Annotated in this window: 17 protein-coding genes; 2 read left to right on the top strand and 15 right to left on the bottom strand. The window is 44.0% G+C overall.

Annotation, left to right across the window (positions count from 1 at the left end; translation table 11 throughout):
- Position 1: 1 nt before the first annotated feature.
- From ACZ5NB_RS08210 to ACZ5NB_RS08195, 4 genes are read right to left on the bottom strand one after another with little or no spacing between them, the layout of a single operon-like run.
- Positions 2-1,564 carry an MATE family efflux transporter gene (locus ACZ5NB_RS08210; RefSeq protein ID WP_460232650.1) on the bottom strand — a complete coding sequence of 521 codons (1,563 nt, stop codon included), beginning with the start codon at positions 1,562-1,564 and terminating at the stop codon, positions 2-4.
- A 21-nt stretch (positions 1,565-1,585) separates the two neighbouring features.
- Positions 1,586-2,524: a sulfotransferase gene (locus tag ACZ5NB_RS08205; protein ID WP_460232649.1), complete on the bottom strand. Its 939-nt coding sequence runs from the start codon at positions 2,522-2,524 to the stop codon at positions 1,586-1,588.
- Positions 2,525-2,582: 58 nt separating this feature from the next.
- Positions 2,583-3,611: a polysaccharide deacetylase family protein gene (locus tag ACZ5NB_RS08200; protein WP_464107904.1), complete on the bottom strand. Its 1,029-nt coding sequence runs from the start codon at positions 3,609-3,611 to the stop codon at positions 2,583-2,585.
- A 19-nt stretch (positions 3,612-3,630) separates the two neighbouring features.
- The gene (locus ACZ5NB_RS08195; RefSeq protein ID WP_460232646.1) at positions 3,631-5,670 is read right to left on the bottom strand and encodes a heparinase II/III family protein; all 2,040 of its coding nucleotides are present in this window, start codon (positions 5,668-5,670) and stop codon (positions 3,631-3,633) included.
- Between the two features lie 333 nt (positions 5,671-6,003).
- On the opposite strand from ACZ5NB_RS08195, the gene wecB reads away from it, so the two are divergent.
- Positions 6,004-7,128: a non-hydrolyzing UDP-N-acetylglucosamine 2-epimerase gene (gene wecB / locus ACZ5NB_RS08190; RefSeq protein ID WP_460232645.1), complete on the top strand. Its 1,125-nt coding sequence runs from the start codon at positions 6,004-6,006 to the stop codon at positions 7,126-7,128.
- Between the two features lie 45 nt (positions 7,129-7,173).
- Positions 7,174-8,445 carry a UDP-N-acetyl-D-mannosamine dehydrogenase gene (gene wecC, locus ACZ5NB_RS08185; RefSeq protein WP_460232643.1) on the top strand — a complete coding sequence of 424 codons (1,272 nt, stop codon included), beginning with the start codon at positions 7,174-7,176 and terminating at the stop codon, positions 8,443-8,445.
- An 81-nt stretch (positions 8,446-8,526) separates the two neighbouring features.
- Here the strand turns inward: wecC and ACZ5NB_RS08180 are convergent, their stop codons facing one another.
- The 11 genes from ACZ5NB_RS08180 to ACZ5NB_RS08130 all read right to left on the bottom strand — a co-directional run bounded on the left by ACZ5NB_RS08180 (position 8,527) and on the right by ACZ5NB_RS08130 (position 20,693).
- Positions 8,527-9,426: a sulfotransferase family protein gene (locus ACZ5NB_RS08180; protein WP_460232641.1), complete on the bottom strand. Its 900-nt coding sequence runs from the start codon at positions 9,424-9,426 to the stop codon at positions 8,527-8,529.
- Entirely contained in the window at positions 9,419-10,582 is a 1,164-nt protein-coding gene (locus ACZ5NB_RS08175; RefSeq protein WP_460232639.1) for a glycosyltransferase family 4 protein, read from the bottom strand. The genes ACZ5NB_RS08180 and ACZ5NB_RS08175 overlap by 8 nt, the downstream gene beginning before the upstream one ends.
- A 12-nt stretch (positions 10,583-10,594) precedes the next feature.
- A complete protein-coding gene (locus ACZ5NB_RS08170) occupies positions 10,595-11,626 on the bottom strand; it encodes a polysaccharide deacetylase family protein (RefSeq protein ID WP_460232637.1) in 1,032 nt (343 codons plus the stop codon).
- The gene (locus ACZ5NB_RS08165; RefSeq protein WP_464107903.1) at positions 11,623-12,888 is read right to left on the bottom strand and encodes a glycosyltransferase; all 1,266 of its coding nucleotides are present in this window, start codon (positions 12,886-12,888) and stop codon (positions 11,623-11,625) included. The genes ACZ5NB_RS08170 and ACZ5NB_RS08165 overlap by 4 nt, the downstream gene beginning before the upstream one ends.
- Positions 12,888-13,655: a WecB/TagA/CpsF family glycosyltransferase gene (locus ACZ5NB_RS08160; protein WP_460232634.1), complete on the bottom strand. Its 768-nt coding sequence runs from the start codon at positions 13,653-13,655 to the stop codon at positions 12,888-12,890. Before ACZ5NB_RS08160 ends, ACZ5NB_RS08165 begins: the two co-directional genes overlap by 1 nt.
- A gap of 121 nt (positions 13,656-13,776) precedes the next feature.
- Complete coding sequence (locus ACZ5NB_RS08155) at positions 13,777-15,195, bottom strand: undecaprenyl-phosphate glucose phosphotransferase (protein WP_460232633.1); 1,419 nt, start codon at positions 15,193-15,195, stop codon at positions 13,777-13,779.
- A gap of 40 nt (positions 15,196-15,235) precedes the next feature.
- Complete coding sequence (locus tag ACZ5NB_RS08150) at positions 15,236-16,243, bottom strand: ExeA family protein (RefSeq protein WP_460232631.1); 1,008 nt, start codon at positions 16,241-16,243, stop codon at positions 15,236-15,238.
- 15 nt (positions 16,244-16,258) lie between these two features.
- A complete protein-coding gene (locus tag ACZ5NB_RS08145; protein ID WP_460232629.1) occupies positions 16,259-17,590 on the bottom strand; it encodes a hypothetical protein in 1,332 nt (443 codons plus the stop codon).
- Positions 17,591-17,609: 19 nt separating this feature from the next.
- Complete coding sequence (locus ACZ5NB_RS08140; protein ID WP_460232628.1) at positions 17,610-18,470, bottom strand: CpsD/CapB family tyrosine-protein kinase; 861 nt, start codon at positions 18,468-18,470, stop codon at positions 17,610-17,612.
- A gap of 3 nt (positions 18,471-18,473) precedes the next feature.
- Positions 18,474-20,009 carry an XrtA system polysaccharide chain length determinant gene (locus ACZ5NB_RS08135; RefSeq protein WP_460232626.1) on the bottom strand — a complete coding sequence of 512 codons (1,536 nt, stop codon included), beginning with the start codon at positions 20,007-20,009 and terminating at the stop codon, positions 18,474-18,476.
- Positions 20,010-20,063: 54 nt separating this feature from the next.
- Positions 20,064-20,693, bottom strand: a complete 630-nt coding sequence (locus tag ACZ5NB_RS08130; RefSeq protein ID WP_460232625.1) for an XrtA/PEP-CTERM system exopolysaccharide export protein — start codon at positions 20,691-20,693, stop codon at positions 20,064-20,066.
- Positions 20,694-21,339 lie beyond the last annotated feature (646 nt).

Here is a 21,339-nt window from a genome sequence, read left to right as displayed (position 1 = left end):
TTTAGCTCCTGCGCACCTTATTCAAACCGGACTTTTTGAGCAGCGAAAAAAATATTTTACGAGCTTGTTCACGGCCAAAATCAGACAGGATCCACTTATAATAAAATACCGCCTGAATTAACCCTGCTAAAACGACACTTGAGACAAGCAATAAAAACGAGCCATTACACACATAAAAGTAGCGTCCCACTGGAAATAAGACTATCGCCGGAGTACTGCAGAGTAGCGCGATTATCAGCGTCTTACTGGCAAAGGTGAATACACTAATATTAAAACGGTGTTGGACATATAGCGGGATAACAATTCCATTGCCAATAGGCCAACAGATAGCAACCAATGCTGCTGCTGAATTCATATTCCAAGTAAAATAAATGCTAATCACCGTAGCAACAACAACTAGCGCAACAACACTAAGAAAAAAGTTATATATCGATATTTTTCCATGTGCATTTAATCCCGCAAGAACACTGTAAACGGGAGACATAGATGAGGCGAGGCACATCCCAATCGCCAAAAGACTAATCATTAATTGGTTGTCGTATCCCTCGCCCATCCATAGCAGCAGGATGAGATCTCCAAAACAAATGAACATAACCGCTAACGGTATTGTGACGGCTGCTCCATAACGGCCGGATTGAACAATTAAATCTACAGCTTCTTCCTTTCTGTCCAAGCCTACCAAACTGCCCGATATAGGCAAAAACATTATCGCTACTCGCTTCACCGCTGAACTTACTTGCCTTACTAGAGCAACACCTCTGTTATACATCGCTAAAGCGGCAGGTCCGGCAAAAGCCGTTAACAACATAGCCGTAGACTGGAATAGTATGATCTGAGGAATTAACCCGACAACGGTCTTTGAACCAAACGATAGCATTGAAAACGCCACCTTCGCATCCCAATATTTCGCTGCAATATGTACATCTTTGACTAGAATGGTAGCGAATATAAACCGCGTTGCAGTGGTACATGTAGCAATTGTAAGCACCGAGGCCGCCATCCACACAAGCCCTCCGCCAAGGATTAATACCCCAAGAACCGCGATACCCTGAGCAGTAGCATTAATAGCATTGATTGATTGAGTAACATCCCATCGATGATGGGCGGCCAGTACGCCAGCGGCAGAATTTGACAGTACATTTACCGACAAGCTTAATCCAAGCATCAACAACGCAAGCTCAGCATGAATTAACGATATAGTTGAAGGTATTTCGATCCATAAATGAACCGTAAAAGCAAAGATAGTCGCTACCAGCCCAGTTAAAACTGAAACGGCTAACTGCCATACTGTAGACGCGGTATAAACTTTCGAAAATGATTCGATGTCTCCTTGCGCTCGATATTTCGAGCCGTAACGCATCACTGCGGTGCCTACACCCAGATTCATAACGGAAAGATAATTAACTGTTGCCCAGCCGAGATCCCAAATACCAAGCAAGTCAGCCCCGAGGCTATCGTTTATTTTCCTAGGTACGAGAAACCCAACCACAAGCACAAACAACTGCATTCCCCAAGCAACTACAACATTTCTCGTTAACTGCTTGCGCCCAGTAACATCACCCATAAATTATTTAATACCCACTATCTATTGCTGTTTGTTGTAGCCGAAGCTTTTATTTTCGAATCCCGCTATTTTCTCGAAGGTATCAAATTCATGTGCTTCAATTTCTGTTTGCCAAGAATCATCATACCGAATGGCTATCCGCTCTTTAGTTCGCATATTATTGCCAAGTATATGATGTTCACTTTGTTTGAGATCGACATCTGTCCAGTCTTGATCAAGAGGATTAACCCCCATCCACGCCCAGATATCATTCATTATCGCATTAGGGTCGCCACATAGGTCCTCGTACCTGAGTTTATGAAGGCGATCTCCAGGGAGGTATTTAACTACCTCATTCATCTGTTGAACGGTATAGCGCCAGTCTTTCGAAGCTTGTGCGTAAGTCATCCCGTGTCGCTCCTTACGGCGCGTCGAGTGAGCTTGAGCTCTCCCGTCACGAATCATATAGATAACGTACACATCCCAATGCCCCGACTGAACAAAGTACAAAAGCCTATTCGGGTCTTTAGAACCATCCAAAAATATATTTGAAGACTGTAATTGAAGTACTTGATCGATAAGATATCGATTTCTCTCTAGAATTTTCATCCATTCGCGATGCAAACCGGGAATAACTTTAATTAGGAGTGCACGCAAGCTCTCGAAGACCCTTCCCCTAAGTTGCGCACTCAATATCCTTCCCCACCATCGATCGGGCGCTTTAAAATGCGTCCCAAAATCTTCGACTGTGAATGCAATATCATCACGACCAGCTCGCGACTCTATTTCTCGCCAAAATGAGCAGCTTTTCATCGCCGCCCCACAAGAGCATAAGTAATTATCAAGGTCTCCTCGAGATGTTGCTTTAAGCTCGCCGATAGTGGCAATCTCAGCATGCTGAGCAAGCAACATTGTCAACAACGTTGAGCCAGAATAACTTGGCGACAAAATGTATAGTAATTTAGACTTTTCTTTTCGCATTTCTCCACCGAAAGCTGTAGCGTTGAGATTCACCAAGACGTTGTGCCTTATATTTCGATTAGAATGGTTTTAATTCTTCAAAATCTGACAGCACACGACATACTAAATGTTCATTGCTCCTCAAAAAATTTCCGAATGCACGCACGGAGTACGGCGTCAAAGACTTTGGATGACCCATTATGTTAAATACCGCATCGTCTCTTCTCATTTGGTGCTTCTTGTACGCTGATGGCACTTGACCAGATTTAAGCCCATCAATAGACACCGGTGAATACGTTTTTGTAAATAGTTTCGAGAGGTAATAGCCAGAATTCGCCTGCATGACATTTCCGTCACCAAACGGCTTATTCTCCGCTCGCTTAAATTTTTTAGAAAAAGCGAGTTTCCAGAAAAATAATGGGGAGAGCATTTGGCTTGAGATTGGTAGCTCTATAAACTTGCCGGAGGTATCGATTTTATTTGGATCGTCAGAAAAACTCCAATATGGATTAACAGGCGTTTCTCTATAATCGAACCATCTGAGCGGGTCATCAGAATAGCCTCCGTAATAAACGGTACTATCTAGCCATACTCCATTCTGAATCAAAGCGTCTGATATCTCAGAAAATGGCTGCATACACCATCCCCCTGCCCGGTAGGCAAAAATATTGTTTTTGGCTACTCTCTGAAGTTGAGCCTTATATCGGGCTACAATATCCAGCCTCTGGCGAGGGTTGAACGCATGCAGACGGTATCGATTTACATCCACACTCCAAGTATTACCGTTGTAATGAGTATCTTCCCAGTGAGGATGAATGTGTAACTGAATATCATGCCCAGCACTGCTCAGACTGATTAAATGCTCGGATATTTGGTCATATTGTTGCAATAACTGTGGATAGGAAACCCCTTCTCTTTGCAAAGCTTCTAGATAACCAGCATCAACAAAAAGCACCAACCGACACCCCGCCTCACTCACCTCATCAAGCAGATGTGAAATCGGTTCAAAAAGACTTTTCTCGTTTGTACCAGTCTGGGATCCAAAAAACAGCTCGTAGTCGAGACTAAGCATGTAGCTGTTTTTAAATAAATCGTGCGAATGTTGCATAGACTTCCTTCTTCTCCCGCTACGTGCTGGCCCATTTCCAGCTGATACGAACATTATTGGATGCATTTCCTTGAATACTTGTGGCCAACATTATTGTATGGATAGGAATACGCTTGTGATACCCACGGCTGAGCCAGCCAAGCCTACTTTCGTCTCCATGAAAACAACTCGCTGAGACATGCTCACCAAACTCCATAACAACAGCACCCCCTGGAATAGAAAACGAAACAGAATGCTGGTTGACCACAACGTCCTCACAATACTCCGACAAATGAAAATAGGACCGAACCTGGTGAGATGCTTCCGCGCTAAACTCATCTGTAATGGAAAGCAGGTTGTCATGACTAGCTAGTACTATGCTGCGCTTATGAGTGACGGGATCGGCTAGGCGATGATACCCGGTATGACTTCCTACAAATTGGGTGCAGTTGTTGTCAACGTTCCACACTTCGCACTCCGCCTGCGCATGATCACCCCACATAAATGGTCCGAGAATTGTAGATTGATCTAGACCGTCGATTTCCACGGCATTGTGTGCTTTCGTTTTACGAAAGTAATGGCGCCAATCTGGATAGCTAAAGTAGTCATAAGTTCCTGGATCAACAAAGACATCAGTACCATTTAGCCTGAGCGTAAAGCTCAAAGCATCCGCGTGGCCATGCGCCGCAATGCTCTGATAGCCCAAATCAGCGCAGTCGACCAGTACGCTAGCACCATTACCCAATTGACGATCACCGCTTTGTAGTAGGTAGTAGCCACTCTCATTAAAAGCAATTGACTCCAAACGACTGGAAATAACACTACCTGCTCTTGGATGAGCTCCAAATAACCAAAGGCTCGATTCATGTTGCTGCGACGGCACGAGTGGCCATTGTTCATCTTTGTAATACTGTGCAGCCCAAGCCATTAATGCCGAGACTGAATGTTGTGAATCACCAAGATCCAAAACATACCCATCATCAGCATCACCGAAAAGTGGAAGCTGATCTCCTCCTCTCGCTATCAGTGCTACAAAATTGATGAGACTTTTTAGAGTTGCGTGATAACCAGAAGAAAATGGATGGCCAACTTTGTCCGCAACGATTGAAGAAAATAGATAGAATTGAATAACGAAGAATTGATAACCAAGTGCATGCTCTCGCGTACAACCATCTGGATAGGTTTGAGCTGTAATTTCTCGCTCGAGAATATCAAAGGCACGATTACGCCAAGCATCACTTTCTGCGAACAATGTAAAGTATGACGCGGCGATGTATACGCCAGCGGCTTCTCCAACTAAATGGTTATTTGCCGACGAACCTTCTGAGAACTTTGAGGCAACATCACGTATATGGTAAAAAATTGAGTTAAGCCACCGTGATCTGAACTCAACGCTAAAGTTTTTAGTCGCATCACAGAGATCGTAAACCCAAACCCAATTAATGAGTCGAACCCCAAGTTCGAGAGGGCTTTTCCAATTCATGCCTTTACCGATGGGGTTCTGATCAAACCAAGACTCAAGCTGTTCTTGGATAGCGGTGAGATAACGCCGATTACCACTCACTCGCCAAGCTCGAGCCAGAACAACAAGATGATGGTGACGGTTTGGCTCCCAAACCATCTTACAATCACCATTCGTCTCGAAATCCCTATAATCAACGAACAGACAATGCCGAACAGGCGCGACACGGCCTGCTGAGTGGTCCAAATGCCAATTGATAGGCTGGCCAAAATCTGCGTTTTTAAGATCAAAAAATGAAAGCTTTCCCTCAGAAATGCTATTTGCTCGGTCTAGCAAACTGGTTTTCCAGTCGTCTTGGTAGGATGAGCCTGCATCTTCTTGTAGGGGGTCATAATCTACCAGCTTTATAGACGGGATAAACGAATCAACTGTGGCACCCTGACGAAGCTTTATCGCAGGCAATACTCCCAACTGGACCCTGCCCGCCTCTATTACAGCTTTCGTGAGACTTGATACTCGCCAAACAACTTCTGCTGGAGACATACTGCGCAGACGATTGACATACCAACCTATAGATCCCATAGCAAACCCTTCCGCTCGAGCCTCATCGCTGAGCACTTAAAATATCCAATATTAAAATGACAATAGGTAACAAACGATATGCTATCCCTAGTTTCAGGCTGTGCTTCCTTGCTCTCGGTGAGCGATACCCTAGCCAAGAGGTTAGCCCGGGTAAAGTTCTAGCTCTTGAGGTGCCCCTGGGCGCGACCGGAGGAAACAGGTTAACTCGTCAGACAAAGCACACCCGGCATCAGAAACCGGCGCGCATTGTAGCAAAAATATGGTAGAACTTCTGTTTAATGAATTAATTCGATCTCCAACTTCATGACATAGCATCTAAGTAGTCGTTCCTCTACAATATGGTGCTTGTATAAAGGAATAATCGTAGTTATGAAAGTACTCACCGTTTTTGGAACCCGCCCAGAAGCCATTAAGATGGCCCCGCTCGTAAACCAGCTTGCATCAGACGATTTTTTTGATGCTCGCGTTTGTGTTACAGCCCAGCATAGACAAATGCTTGATCAAGTGTTGAGCTTGTTTCAGATCACACCTGACTATGACCTAGATATAATGAAACCAGGACAAACACTTGGTGAAATAACAGGCAACATTCTCCAGAAAATGAGCGCTGTTCTCCAAGAATTCCGGCCCGACATTGTACTAGTCCATGGTGACACTTCGACGACATTTTCAACTGCGTTAGCCTGCTACTACGAACAAATTGCAGTTGGGCATGTTGAAGCAGGCTTAAGAACCGGCAATATTTATTCCCCCTGGCCCGAAGAAGCAAACCGCAAGCTTACTGGCGCAATTACGCGTATACATTTCGCCCCAACGGCTAAATCTCAAGCAAACCTGTTAGCTGAGAGTGTAAACGAAGACCATATAGTCGTTACTGGTAACACCGTCATCGATGCGCTTAAATGGGTTCAAGCAAGTATTCATAATGATGAGCATCAACGCCAACAACTAGCTTCAAACTACCCTTTCTTAGATGAAGACAAAAAGCTAATTTTGGTCACTGGGCACCGTCGGGAAAGTTTTGGCGGCGGCTTCGAAAGGATTTGTTCTGCATTAAAAACCATTGCAGAAACCCACCAAGATGCTGAAATTTTGTACCCAGTACACCTCAACCCCAATGTGCAAGAACCGGTCAACCGTTTACTCAAAGGATTACCCAACGTCCACCTTATTGCACCTCAAGATTATCTTCCTTTTGTCTACTTAATGGATCGTGCAACCATTATTCTGACCGATTCGGGAGGAATTCAAGAAGAAGCGCCGTCTCTCGGTAAGCCCGTTCTGGTTATGCGAGAAACAACCGAACGACCAGAGGCTGTCGAAGCAGGAACAGTTAAACTCGTGGGGACGGATGTGGAAAAAATTACACAAGAAGTGAATACTTTGCTAACAGACCCAGTTGCTTACAAAACCATGAGCAAGGCGCACAACCCCTATGGTGACGGACAAGCCTGCCCGCGCATTCTTGAAGCACTAAAAGCAATCGCCAAGTAAACTGATTCAACTTATTCGAATTTAATTAAATATGGAGTAACTATCGTGGCATTTGAAAGTATCTCGGTCATTGGACTTGGTTATATCGGGCTACCCACAGCAGCAGCAATCGCAGCACGCCGTAAAAAAGTAATCGGTGTGGACGTAAATCAAATGGCTGTCGACACCATCAATGCCGGCGACATTCATATTGTTGAACCAGAATTAGATATAGTGGTCAACGCCGCCGTTTCGCAAGGTTATTTAACGGCGACGACGACTCCACAAGCAGCTGATGCTTACTTAATCGCCGTCCCTACGCCATTTAAAGAAAACCATCAACCCGACTTAAGCTACATACAAAAAGCTTGTGAATCAATTGCTCCTGTATTGAAAAAAGGCGACTTAGTTATTTTAGAGTCAACATCTCCCGTCGGAGCAACGGAACAAACAGCGATCTGGCTTGCCGAAGCACGAACAGACTTAACTTTCCCTCATCAAAAAGGCGAACTGTCTGATATTCGCGTGGCTCACTGCCCGGAACGCGTACTTCCCGGGCGTGTGATGCGAGAACTGGTACAAAACGATCGCATCATTGGCGGCATGACCCCTGCTTGCTCTAAACTTGCCGCAGAGCTCTACCATATTTTTGTCGATGGAGAATGCATTCTAACCAATGCTCGCACAGCAGAAATGTGTAAGCTCACGGAAAATGCGTTTCGTGATGTCAACATTGCATTCGCGAACGAACTTTCCATCATATGTGACAAACAAAACATCAATGTATGGGAACTCATTCAGCTAGCCAATCGACATCCCCGCGTGAACATTTTACAACCAGGGCCCGGTGTGGGCGGCCACTGCATCGCTGTAGACCCGTGGTTTATTATTAGCCAATCACCAGATGAAGCTCGACTTATAAAATCTGCACGAGATGTTAATGATGGAAAACCAAAGTGGGTTCTCGACAAAGTCAAAATTGCTATTGCTGAATTTTTAAGTAAAAACCCTGACAGAACAGCTGCCAGTTTGAACTTAGCGTGCTTTGGCTTAGCGTTTAAGGCAGATATCGACGACCTACGCGAGAGCCCTGCATTAGATATCACCTTAGAGCTCGCTGATATGCATCCCGGCACAGTTTTAGCGGTTGAACCGAATATCCACACATTACCCAAAAAGTTGGAAGGCAAAAATGTTGATCTTACTAGCATGGACGTCGCATTGACTAAAGCAGACATCATGCTTGTATTAGTAGATCACAAGCCATTCAAATTTATTTCCGCTAACAAGATGACTGAGAAAATCGTCATCGATACACGTGGCATTTGGGCTAATTAGTTTTTCGAGATCAAGCTATAACTCGAATCTGGTAGATGGCCCTATCTTTTTTAACTAAAAATGATAGGGCCACTCTGAAGCTCATGAGTTGATACATTCAGCCTGTTGCGACAACCAACGCTCTGGGTAACTATTGGGGTACCTCCGCGCTAAAGACTCAATTGACGCTTTGTATTCGCCAACCAAGTATTCTCTTATTTCTGAAGGCATAGTTTTGTCAAGCGAGGCATTGACCTGCTTGTTCTCAGTGATGTCACTGAGCAATTCAGTCGAGATTCCCACGAAGTCAAAAAGCGACTTTCGAATAGTATTTGGCTCTTCTACAATTTGATCATACCAAAGAACAAGAAATTGATTATCGGGTAATATCTTTTCCCATCGCTCTATAACCATTTCATAATTTGATCTTTCAGTGATTGCTGCGTATGACAAATAATCCTTAATATCTTGCGTTGACATATCCGTTAGCTTTTTGCCGTAACGTTTCTCATGATATCGAATAGTGGACCATGCTCGCTCGATTGGGTCCCTCAAGATAAAAAACACTTTAATATCAGGCAACAGTTCAACAACCTCTTTAACACCTTGGTCGTTAAGCAGGCCATAAGCGGGAGTAATCTCACCGGTTACCTTTTCTCCTGGCACATCGAAAAGACTCTTGTACCACATATTGCCTGGTTTACGAAAATAATACTTCAGATCCCATGATAGCTGTTGAGAATTAGGGGAAACAATATTCCTCCCCATGGCTTTGATAAGATTGTAGCGAAACTTTTTAAAGTCTGGATCAAACGAAAATAATCGATTTATCCAGCCACCCTCCTTCAAGTAGCTCGAAGATAGATAACTCGGATCTCTAGTAAAATAATGAAGTTCCTTCCTTCGCGGCATCCAGACATTAGGATGTTGCTGAAGTTGCGCTGAGAGCCAGGTTGTCCCAGAACGAGCGGCACCAATACCCAAGAAATCCGGCTTAGACATTGCTCATCTCCTCCTGGTAATTTTTATCACTTACCATCTTTAACATTAGCTTTTCAAATTGCGAAATTGTTTTGTCCACGTGGTGAAAGTTATTAAAATAATCTGATGCATTATTTGAATATTTTGCACGATTCTGCGGAACTAGAGCACTGGTAAGCTTTGAGTATAACGACTCTACAGAGTCAGCTATTTCACCTAACCTATGCTTTTCAACCACACCATCTGGATCAAATGTGGTCACCAAGGGCACACCAACACTCCAAGCCTCTAAAAAAACATTCGGAAAACCTTCATAAACTGACGTCGAACATAGTACATCGGCAGAATGGTAGAATTTACCCATATCTTCATGCGCAACACGTCCACACAATTCTACATTTGATATTGCACGCGCCCGCTCTACGCATGACCTTGCATATTCAGTATCTGTATTCGCTGCCCCGACAATTTTAAAATCCACATGCGGCATTTTTTCAGCAACGGAAAGCAACCACTCCAAACGCTTCTCAGGGTTAATACGCCCAACCCACAAAACCATAGGCCTGTCAGAGCTTGTTGTTTTTTCTATATTAGAAGTCGACTGAAAACCTTGGCTTGGCATTCTTATCGTTGTCGCTTTTTTGTTGTAGTTCTGTAATAAAAGCTGTTTTTGACGATCGGTTTGACACACTATATCCTGCGTCATCTTCACGCCGAGCTTATACAACATTTTTTCCCTGATCTGTGGCAAACCCCGGAGTTCTTTCGTGCAATCTTCGTCACTTGCAATCGAATACATTACTTTTTTGTTGTTGCGTTTTGCCCAAAGCGTCAGCTGCCCTAACCCCAAATCGCCACAGTTATAATAATAAATATCGGCGTCGGCTCTATTTAAAGCACCTACAAAACTTGTCCAGCGGGGATGGATAAATCTAAACACTGGAATCCCCTCATTTTTTTTGCACATCCCAATCGCCTTGACTCCTCCTACATCGTGGTCACCTGAAAAGTAATCACTCCAGCAAATCATACTTACGCGATAACCTTTTTCAGCGAACCAATTCGCCATGAGTGGAACTTGCACCTCGATCCCGCCAGCATGGCCGGTATCCTTTGACGCAAGTACACCGTATGCATTGTGGGCGATAAAACATATAGAGGGTTTTTCGGTCGTCATAATATGGTCAAGTTAATTAGATCTAAATCTTAGTAATTTCGTGGACAGATGGAATAAAGCTTCTAGTGGGTTTTTGGCATGATGAGGAAACGGCAGGCGTCTGAGTAAAAATAGATTATCTCCAAGTTTATTCAGCCCTTGTTGAGTCGTGACAGCGGAGTTGTATCCACATTGCTGCACAAGGCTAGCGGTATTTCGAGAAGCATCTCCATTGGGATAGCAGAAATGTTTACACTCCCGTCCCATGTACTTTCCTAGAGTTTCTTTTGACTGCGCCAGCTCTTTAATTAGCTCGCTGGTACAAACATGAGTGACTCGTATATGTGAAACAGTATGGCTGCCGAAATCTAATAAAGGGTTCTGCACCTGTAGATCATCCTTCTGAAGCAAGTCACTCCATACATCACCATCTAGCACTTGCTCTAGTGACGCTCCACTTTCACTCTCAAGCATCGAGCAGTTTTTATCTAAGTCGGCAAGCATTTGATAATCGTTTTGGTAGGCACCCTTCAATGCTAAACGGTATGCTTGATAGCTAAAAGATAATTCTTTACGACTTCTAAGATTAATCGTCTTTGAATCCGCCCCACAGGGTAATTCTACGCAGCTCTTATCGAGCTGCTGAAGAGCAAAGTCTAACCGATCAATCCAATATGGTTTTCTTTGTTCCACCGCTGAAAGCGTTGGGTAAACGATCATTGGGACTTGAAGGTTTTCTAGTACGGGTAACGCTTTAGTTAAATTGTTCTTATAGCCATCATCAAAAGTAAGAACTGCAGCATTTTTAACCCACTGAACCTCGCCTTGTAGCATCGCCACCGCATGCTCCAAAGAAATAAAGGTAAAATGCTTTTGATAGGCTTTGACAATAAGCTCCAACTGTTCAGGCGAGGTTCTTTGCCAAGTTGGCTGCCATTTGTCGTGAATTGTAGGTGCCGCAACTCCATGCAACATGAAGATTACCAATTTGTTCCGTGTCAAGTAGCGAGCCAACCAATTAATGCCCAACCACTGAAACATACGAGACAAAATTGCTTTCTTCATCCCCCACTGGCCTCCTTGCCACCCGGGTAAGAACTTCCGGATTTTTGTTCTATAACTCGGTTCAGATTTCTGAACCATTTCCCCGCCACAACATCTCGAGCCACATTTTGCGCTGCCCAGTCGTAGCCAGCCGAGGACAAACTATTCCAGTGCTCGATATCAGACAACAATTTAGCAATAGGCTCAACAAATTCTATTGCTTCTCCATCTAGTAAATATCCCGTTTTACCTTGCTTAATCGCTGACTTTAAATCACCCACGTTAGACACTACTGGAACCGTACCTGAACCCAGCGCCTCCAACATTGCTATTGACACGCCCTCCCACCGGGAAGTGAGTAAAAACACCTTTGCATTTGCCAACAGGCTTTCAACATCTTTCCGCTGCCCGAGAAAATGCAAATTCTCGGTCAACTTATATTCTGCGCTAAGGGCTTCAAGCTCCTGACGCATCTCGCCGTCGCCAACAATATTGATCGACAATTTGGGACATTGCGTAACGAGGTGACGTGCAATATCGACAATCCACTGAGGCCTTTTCCTTTCGATCAGTTGCCCAACATAAATAATATCGCAAGACCGTTCCTGATAGCTTGCTCTATCGCTGGGAACAATCACGCTGCCTGTTTGTATAATAATCTGGCCAGTAGGTTTAGCTTTCTCAAGAAAATACTGTTTCGCACCCTCTCCCCTCACCACGATTAGATCAATGTGCTTTACCAGCCTCTCGGCCAAACGCTCAACAAAATGGCTAGGTTGGGACAACGCATTTAATATTCGATTATCAGCTTTCCAACCACCGCCCTCTATTTCATTGGAGCCAGAAGTCGCTTGATAACATACCGGACGGTTAAATAACGCGCCGCAAAATACCGCTATAGGGGCTGTGGGATAAATATGATATGCCATAAATAAATCAGGACGATATTTATACCCTACGTAGACCGACCAAACAAATTTGGCACCCGCTCTTGATATAACTTTTGATAACCATTTAGGAGGACAGGCATAAACTAAGTTGTCCAAGCTATCAACGACATCATCCGTAACTAAAACCACTTCACCAATTTGAGCCTTTGCAAGAGGAGCCACATGCGCATGGAACCAATTAGGGTTGTGAAAAGTACCTATTACGACGATGCAACTTTGTCGATCCCACCTATTATTCGCAAATGGTCTCATCACGAAACGAACAACAATAGGTAGAAGATAACTAATTGACAATATAACTCTTGATAATAGCTTCAATAGGAAAGTTTTCATCAACTTTCCTTTGATTGAGCACTTGAGGTGGGCAACAATCGTTTAACGATTGCAATCAACAGGTACCAGCAAAATAATGAGTTGGTTACCAAGTATCGACGCCATAGTCTACCCGGCTCTTGCAACAGTCGATACATCCATTCAAGACCGAGTTTTTGCCATAAAACTGGCGCGCGTTTTACTTTACCTGCAACAACATCGAAAGAACCGCCAACACCATGCACGACCGGGACGTTCATAATTTTGGCCCAGTCGGCCATAAACTTTTCTTTTTTGGGGGAAGTTATCGCGACAAATAAAACATCGGCTTTTGACTCACCGATTGAATCAGCAATACTCTCTTCTTCTTCAGCTGTAAAATAACCGTTTCTTCTCCCTGCAATAACTACATGTGGGTAGTTTTCTTTTACAAAACGTTCTACCTTTTCTGAAATTTCTTCAGTTGCGCCAAGGAAATAAACCCTCCAACCTAACAAATTTCCTTTTTCAAGAATCTCCAGCATTAAATCAATTCCTGCGACACGCTCTGTAAGGGGCGAGCCTAACAACTTACTAGCCCATACAACAGAAGCCCCATCAGCGAGAACCATATCAGAGGAAAGTACGTCTTGAGCAAGTTCAGGGTTTCTATGCATGTTGACCACTTTCGCGGCATTAACAACACCGACATGAAGCTGATCTCTCGATTGAATAGCAGAGGAAACACGCTCAACAGCCTGGGACATTGAATAGTTGTCTATAGGAATACCGAATAGGTTAATTCTCATTATCTAAGCTCAAGCAGTAAAATGTTCAAAATAGGTGGAGGTCTAGTCGAATGCGGAGGTTTAGAACAAGCGCCCCAAAAGCCCAGTGTGATACTGGGCTTAATGTATAACTTATAAGGTTCTAGTACGCGTTGCTATGCCCCATAACAACTTGCCTAATGGTAAGAAAGATAATTCTCAAATCAAAACCGAGGTGCCATCCACGAATGTAATCCAAATCGTATTCAACACGCTTTTCCATTTTCTCAAGCGTATCTGTTTCGCCTCGCCAGCCGTTAACCTGCGCCCATCCTGTAATACCTGGTTTCACTTTATGACGCAGCATGTATCCTTTAATCTGAGACCGGTAGGCTTCATTATGAGCAACGGCATGGGGTCTCGGACCGACAATTGACATGGTTCCACCCACAACCTGCAAAAATTGCGGCAACTCATCCAGCGAGGTGCGGCGTAAAAAACCACCGAATTTGGTAATACGTTGATCACCTTTAGTCGCCTGAACAACATTGTCACCATCTTCGCAAACCGTCATTGTGCGAAACTTTAGCACCTTCACGACTTCGCCATTAAGACCATATCGGCGCTGTTTAAAAAACACTGGGCCTGGAGAACTTAACTTTACGCCAATTGCAATAATAGACATCGGAATGGCAATCATCGCTAAAATAACAGAGCCAATACAAATATCTTCAACTCGTTTTAATATTCCGTCTACGCCATAAAAAGGATTATCAACGACACTCATAACGGGAATATCGCCAATGTTGGACCATTGCGCACGCAACAGATCGAACCCGCCAAAATCGTACGCTAAGTGGACGGATGCTGTAGTATCTGAGAGACGACTGACAAGTTCTGCAATTCGTGGTTCTGCTCGCGGTGGAAGCGCGATATATACATGGTCCACTTCGTTATTTCGCGCTGCCTCTACAAGCGCACTAAGATTACCTTTTAATCCGCCCAATCGAATACTGTTTGGATCGAGCCGGTCCAACATCCGATCATCATAAAAACCTACCAACTCTAACCCCATCCAGGGTGAGTTTTTGATACTTTGCGCCAACTGCGCACCTAAAGCAGAAGCTCCAACAATCGCTGTCGTTCTTACATTATACCCTCGGCTATGCGCTTCTTGAGATAAAGCTTCGGCAATTACACGCCAGATTGAAAGGACGACTGGTGAAATAACCGCCCAAGTCATCATCACCCTACGCGAGTGCTCTTCTGATGTTTTGGAGGCAAAGGCGTAAAGAACTACAACAAGAAAAGCGGCGCCCCAGGCAAGCGCGACTCTTTGAACGAGTGTAAACATCTTTCCGCTAGGTGCTGCACGGTATAGACCAGAAATTTGAGCTGTTAAGTAAAATACGATGCCCGCAATTACCGCACCCACCGTATATTCATTGCGCCACACTTCGGATTGAATGTAACACGCGAGCCAAAAACTAAAACCAATTATGGCCATATCTAGCAAGCGAGAAGCGAAATTCAGCTCTGCCTCGAAAGGCCGAATCATCGCTTTATCCTTTCCTCTTGTCATCTGATCTACTCCTATAGAACATTGACTATTAAATCACTGACTATCTATTTACTTCTTTTCCAGGAGAGCCGACATCCTCTCTCGAACTCATTTCTCTTAAACTATTTGCTATATCTGCCAAGTGTTTTTCAATTGCACCTAGCGTGCTTTCTAGTTGATCATTCCTAACAGCTGATTCTTGGGGTGACCGCTGCAACTCAACAATATTGTTGTTGCCCTTCCTTGCTTCCTCTCTCGAAAGCCTAGGGGGTTGCGTATCCCAACCCAATTCGGTTTCAGCTTCAGAAACCTGCTTGGATGAGATCGCGTAGAAACCATCTGCATACCCGCAAGTTAGCGCGGTGTCTGCCAGAACATTGATGAGTCTAGGTAACCCATTCGTTAATTCGTAAATTTTCTTGACCGCATCTTGAGTGAAAATCTCTAGTTTTTGGCCCGCTTTTTTAACCCTAAATGAAACATACTCTTTAGTTTCATTGTAATCTAATGGTGTCAGATGAAAGCGCAGTTTTATCCGCTGATTCAACTGTTCCAGCGTACCACTTTCTACAATCTGTTTTAGCTCTGGCTGGCCACATAAGATTATATTGATATTGGTCTTGGACTTAAGCAGGTCAATACCTGCCAAAAGCCTTAATTCTTCTAAAGTTTCGCGTGAAAAGCGCTGAGCCTCATCAATCACCAAAACAACATTTTTTTGAGAGTCCAGGATGTAGTCATTAATTAACTGAAATAGCTTGGGTTTAGGGACCTGCTCTCCCGAAACCAACCCCAATTGCTCGGCAATGACATAAAGAAGCTCATACGGAGATAACTGTGTCTGGTAAAGCGTAACAACTTCAGCACTCGCTGGCATAGTCTTAAGTAAATGCTGGAGCAATATTGTTTTACCTGAACCGATATCTCCAGTAAGTAGAGTAAATGTATCCTTGTTCCACAACGCATAATTAAGATACGTGAACGCCTTTTTATGACCACGACTTAGGTACAAAAACTCTGAGTTAGGCGCGATCTCGAAGGGTTCGACTTCAAAACCAAAATGCTCCAAATACATGGCAATTCCCTAGTTACGAATTAATGGGGTATACACAAAACCAATTCTTCCACCCCTTTCGTCAAAATTGTTGTTCGCCGCTTCGCCTGAAGCATCTCGCGAATTCAACTCGATATAAGTTTCAAAATTTAAGGAAGCAAAATAGGTGAGCCTAAGCGCTAGCGACCCAGTATCCTGGGTCTGATCCGTAAGATTAAACTCATCCTCGCTATAGAAATAGCGCACCTGATAACCGAACGCTGACACACCACCGGTATTCGAAAAACGGTCAGAGAGTGAAAAATTAAAGAATGTCCGTTCTTCGTCAAACAGGCCTTGATTACCCTGAACGTCTTCATCACTTTTGATAGTTCGCGCACCGACATTTACATCCAATAGTAAATTTCGCTTCACATAGGTGTATCGAAAATTGAGTGCCTTTTCGACAACAATGCCATCTGAAAAACCGGCCTGATCATTCGCCGATACATTAACTAATGTATTATCAAGATCAACTGTTAGTGCATCCCCAAAGCCCTGGCTATATCCAGCAGTCAATGAGCTAAAGGAATTAATTTGACGAATGAGTGAAAAGCGAGCAGAAGACTGGTAAGCATCATTTACGCCTCCGTCATTGAGAATCCTCTGCCTTCCATATTCAAGCACAAAATTAGTAATGCCTCCGCGCCCAGAGATGCCTACAAAACCCTCTTCTTGCTTAAACTCCTGATCTGTATCTGAAAGCTCAGTATTTTGTTTTCTAGCATTGACCAGAAGCGACAGGTATGAATTGACTTGTCTCTCATAGCCCAAAGTGAAAATATCGAAGTCCCTCGACGTCACACCCTCTTTATCTCGAATACTGGAAAATCTGTACTCTGTGTTGATTCGAGACACAGGTGATATAAGAATGAAGTAGCTAGGCACAACACTAAATACGTTGATATCCCTGAGGTTATTAACTGTCTGGGCAGACTCCCGGTCCAGCGCCACCTGAAGATATGAATCGAAAACCCCTAATCTAAAGTTAGTATCATCAGGTTGGTACACACCACTTAGATTCAGTGTTCGCTGATCATCAGAGGTAAGCTCATCTAGCGAATACCAATTTCGAGCATAAGCCCCATCAATCGATGTAACGAACTCTACATTAGGGTCTGACTGAAAATTAAACTCGACGCCAGCAGTAGTGACCGTACCGCTTTCAGTTTCTTGCCCTCCTCCCAACACGGGAAGCTGGGCCAGGTTATCCGAATAGCCAACGCTTGAAAAAAAGCTATACCCATAACTCTGAGCTTTAGAATCCAACGGGAAAACCAGTGTCAAGATAGCGACAACAACAACCGAAAAGCCCTTTATCATTAGTCCTTCACCAACCAAATCAGAATTGATTTAAAACCACACCTGCCAGCTTTTGCTTGCCAATAATTTGAGCAGCAGCCTTAATCTGATCAGTAGTGCATAGCCCGTATGGGATAACTAAAATTACTCTGTCACACAACTCCAACAATATGCGCGCGTCTGCAGATTCATTAATACTAGGAGCGTCTATAATCGGGTATCGCTCTGGATACCGCTCAACCACCTCGCCGATAACACTTTTCATTTTTTCAGATGTAAAATATTCGGCTGAGTTTTCTTGCGACCTTCCACTTGGCATAAACCTTAGACGCGGCACACCCGTTTCATAGAGAATGTCAGCAACATGGAGCTCTTCGCTTTCTAGACAATCCATCAAACCGGGCTTTTCATTATCCAGTTCAAACAAACCCGCTAATGACGGCGTATGGACATTCCCCTCTATCAGCAATGACGTTTTTCCTTCATCAAAAGCAAACGTCGCTGCCAAATTAGCGGAGACTAAACTGCTTCCTCCGCCTGATACAACCGATGTAACTAACGTCGTAAAATTACTGGACGCTGACGATGCAAGCAATTTTGTTCGCAAATTTCGGTAGATATTGAGAAGCTCTTTATCTTTCATACGAGGATAAATGAGCCGCTTTGCGGCCATCTCTTCTTCAGAAAGCAACAAGCGGTGAGACATGTTTTTAATTTGCGATTTTGCCGAAACGATATCTTTCATGCGTGCTTTAGAAACGGCTTTTGACGTTTCTTCGGAAACGGGCTGACTATCACTAGCGGCCAAATTATCTGCGGCTGCATGCTGGTCTACGCCACCCGATTCCTTCTGCGCATGCTCTCTTAACGCTTTAGAAAAAGCAGATTCTAGTTTACTCATAACTTAACCCGCTATCCTCAACCATGCAGCGTACCCATACAGAGCCCAGCTTAATAAAATCACAAAAAGTATTATCGATTTTTTAAATGTATTTAGTGTGTATTCAGTTGGAGTGTTGACGTGATAAACGGACGCTAAAACTGGCAGCCCCATTCCTTCTGTAATCAATTTTTCAGAACGAACTTTCTGATCTATCAAGGTAACGCCATAAATCAAACACAATGGGAGCATAAAACTCAAAATCGCGCCTGCAGCGAGAAAATGTGCAAATCGGATACCTTCCGGCGTCAAAGGCAGCGCAGCGTGCTCTTGAACTTTGAAAGTCATACCTTGATTTTCTTTGTCTATATTCATCGAAATGCGAGCATTTTCACGTTGGCGCAGCAATGACTGATACAGCTCCTGGTTTACTTGATAATCCCGCGTCAATTGAGCTAATTTTGCCTCTACATCGTTAATTCGGATTATTCGTTCTTCTTCTACGGCTAATAGCTGCTTGGTTTCCTCAAGCCGAGCAGTTAACGACGCTAATTGCGTTTCCGCGGCCGACGCCTGGCTTCTTAACTCTTGATATAGCAGACTGGTTGTAGCAGCTTGAGAAATACCCCGTTCTTTATCAGCCACACTTAAACCGGCATTTGACTCTTGTTCTTTAAGCAGCGCCGTCTCAATAGTTGCGATCTGAGTTTTGATTCTAACGATATCAGGGTATGTGTCTAAATAGCTCAGTCTCAGAGTGCTTAGTTGCTCTTCAAGCGCCGCAAGTCTTTCTCGGTATTGTCCTTCACGAGTTAAATTTTCAGTAATAGCAGCCTCACCAGAAAGTTGCTTCTGAAGAGTTTCTTTACGGATTTTCAGCTCCCGGACTTCCAACTGCGTTGCCTCCATTCGCCGACGGAGTTCCATGATTCGGCCATTGACTTCATCTTGTGAGCCTGGGCGCGCATCTACATTCGCAGTGTGAAAATCTTTTAGGGCTTGTTCAGCAACCTGTAATTTTTCTTGGTACTCTTCGACCTGACCGTTAATAAAATCGTAGGCGTCCTGACTTTCTTTCTGCTTTGCTGAAATACTATGCTCGATGAAAACATCGGTTATCGCACTAGCCGTTTTGTAAGCAACCTCAGGGTCAGCATTTTTTACCGCAATACTTAATAAGTTTCGTCCAGCATTTCTGACCTCGACCATTTTGCCTACAGCAACAATTGCCTTTTCTTTCTCTAACTCAGTAGAGTTTTCAGTTACCCACCCTGACGTTACCAATGCTTCTTCCATCGCGCCTCTACTGGAGATAATTTGTCGGGCGATTCGAGCTCGATCAACCACGTCAGTGGTTACTGCCGTCCCCTCCATTAGCGGGCGCAGGATATTAAATTGATCAACAAGAATAGCGCTTGAAGAGGTGTAAGATTTTGGCCAAAACCAGCCCACACCTAAAAAAGCGAGACTAGTAATCAAATACAGTGCTGCAAATACGCGTCTCTTATCCCAGATTTCACGCCGTAGCAACGATAATATTTCAGAAATTTCAGCGTTCATTCAAAGATGTACCTGCTTGATCGAATTTATTGGAGCGTGACGACAAAACTTAGATTAAAAGAGGCGCTCAGGAATAGTCAGGACATCACCAGGCTCCACGGCATAATTTGTATCCATTTTCCCGGACTTCAGAATATCAGCAACCTTCACCGAGATCGCTTGGACCCCTTCTTCCGTTTGCCGATACAGCTTGGCACTGTTGCCTGAAGCAAAATCGTTCAGACCTCCAGCCTCCAACACCAAATCCAATACCGTCATCCCCTGCCGAAACCGAAAAGAGGAAGGAGTATTAACTGCACCAGAAACCCGTACTCGAGACAGAAACTCATGGCTTCTTAGCTCCACTAGAATAACGGCAACTTGCGGGTCACGAATGTAGGCGGAAAGTTTTTGTGTGATATCGTCAGCGACCATTTTTGGCGTTTTACCTCCAGCCATCACCTCCCCAACAAGAGGGATAGATATTTGGCCGTCTGGGCGCACAGGAACCGTAATGGATAAATCAGGGTTTTTCCAAACGCTCACCTGTATTTGGTCATCGACCCCAATCAAATACTGGTCGACCAATAACACCGGCACAGCATTCTTTTGCGGCGCATAAGCCATGTCATCAGGCGTACTCGAACAGCCAACCACTAGACTACAAACCACTATAGCGGTTAACGATAAAAATATAGTTTTCACTTTGTTATAGCTATATAGCACTTTTCTAATGCTCCCAATCCATCCATAAAAGGTCATTAATAAGGTGTGTATCTCAAACGCCTCTTCCGCTAGAGCCCCGCTTGCAATTTATACAGTGAACCATCTAGCACTTTAAGCAAACTTTGCCTGTCGCTGAAATCTATTTACTTTAAGCTGTGGTGAGCGTACTCCAATTTACCCCAATTACAGCTAACCGAAGCTCACCCCTGCAGTGGCTGGAATCACCAGCAGAAACCTTGAATATTATCACATAATGGACATCTGCAACGACACCAAAATCAACATCCACCCGACAGAGAGCAACGCTCGCCCAACCAGCTTTTTGTGATACAAGTCACAAAATATGCCGATATCACTGTGACGGAATAAGCGCCCGCGGCAGGTGAAACAGAAAACGTAAGCAATGCTTATCTTCCACCCAACAAAACCTCTCAAATATTGTTGGCATGGCAATGATTGGTTAAGCACTTGCGTAGAGAAATATACTCACACTATGCACTTAAATCTTTATACGAATGACACAAGGGCTTTGATAGCCGATGAAACGAAGCTCAATCTAAGTTGAAGCTTCGGGTGCACCTAAGATAGAAAAATAGAGATAGGAATATAAGATTGCCTCTTCCAC

This window comes from Aurantivibrio plasticivorans, assembly GCF_055392955.1.
The sequence above is the reverse complement of the archived record's forward strand: the minus strand, read 5'-3'. Positions and strand labels throughout refer to the sequence as shown.